An 860-nucleotide genomic window follows, 5' to 3' on the forward strand; every position below is an offset into this window, starting at 1 on the left:
AAATCCAGATCAATCGGCGTCAGGTCTTGCGGGGGAATTCAATGAGACGGTGTTGACGCGGTGGGAAGTCCCTGTAACTGGTTAGCCGTATTCATGCGGTCATTGCTACGTTCCATGACACCAAGCTTGGCCCTTTTTGTTGCACAGCCAACGTTCCACCCCTGCGACGATGCCCTCGCCATCACCTCGTAGGGCGGTGAATGCAGACAACGGAGGGCCAAGACGTTCAAGCACCGGCAAAAGCACATCTGCGTTAATGCAACGCACTTCGAAGCCCGCTGATGGGTTCGCTTCAGTTTCACGCTCAATGTGCTTCCAGCACTGGCTGTGAAAGAGTTGATTTTCAGGCAGGCGTTGCATGGTTTCAGCGTCGTATGCGGGTGAGGCACGCCAACGATCCTTCAGCCTGTTGCGTGAGATCCCAACGTAGCGAATTCCCCTGTCCGGCCCGACCACAAGATAGAGGCAAGGCGTCCGTGACTCCCACACTGACTTGTTCAGAATCTCGTACTTCGCCTGCAGCCATGGGCCAATGCGAGCGCCCTTTGCCACATTACGCTTCCAGCGACGTCCGCCAATTCCCTGAATTCGAATGACCGGCGTTGAAGCTCGATAGATTTCGCCGGCGTGTGCGATTGCGACTGCGTTCATTTGGATGGAGTTGTATTGAGCGGGGAAAAGATCACAAGGGTGCCAATACGGCTAACGTTGAAACTGAGCCGCGAGCGGCGGCTTGCCGACGCGAGTCGGCTCGAGCGGAATACGAAGGGACTTCCCACCTTCAGGCAACGGCGTCAAAGCGCCAAGATTGGTGGTGTCGATCATCAATCTGCAGCCACGTTGAAAGGGGAAGTCCATGA

General features: G+C 55.8%; 1 protein-coding gene. It reads right to left on the reverse strand.

The annotated features are described in order from the left end of the window. Positions 1–105 precede the first annotated feature (105 nt). Positions 106–651 (reverse strand): hypothetical protein, encoded by a 546-nt coding sequence (locus LZ017_RS21780; protein ID WP_241399030.1) that lies wholly within the window; start codon positions 649–651, stop codon positions 106–108. Positions 652–860: the final 209 nt, after the last annotated feature.

The organism is Pelomonas sp. CA6 (assembly GCF_022549225.1).
In the GTDB taxonomy this organism is placed as follows: Bacteria; Pseudomonadota; Gammaproteobacteria; order Burkholderiales; family Burkholderiaceae_C; genus Roseateles.

Coding starts and splice junctions, on each gene's coding strand:
- LZ017_RS21780 (WP_241399030.1), bottom strand. CDS start 651: ATGAACGCAGTCGCAATCGCACACGCCGGCGAAATCTATCGAGCTTCA.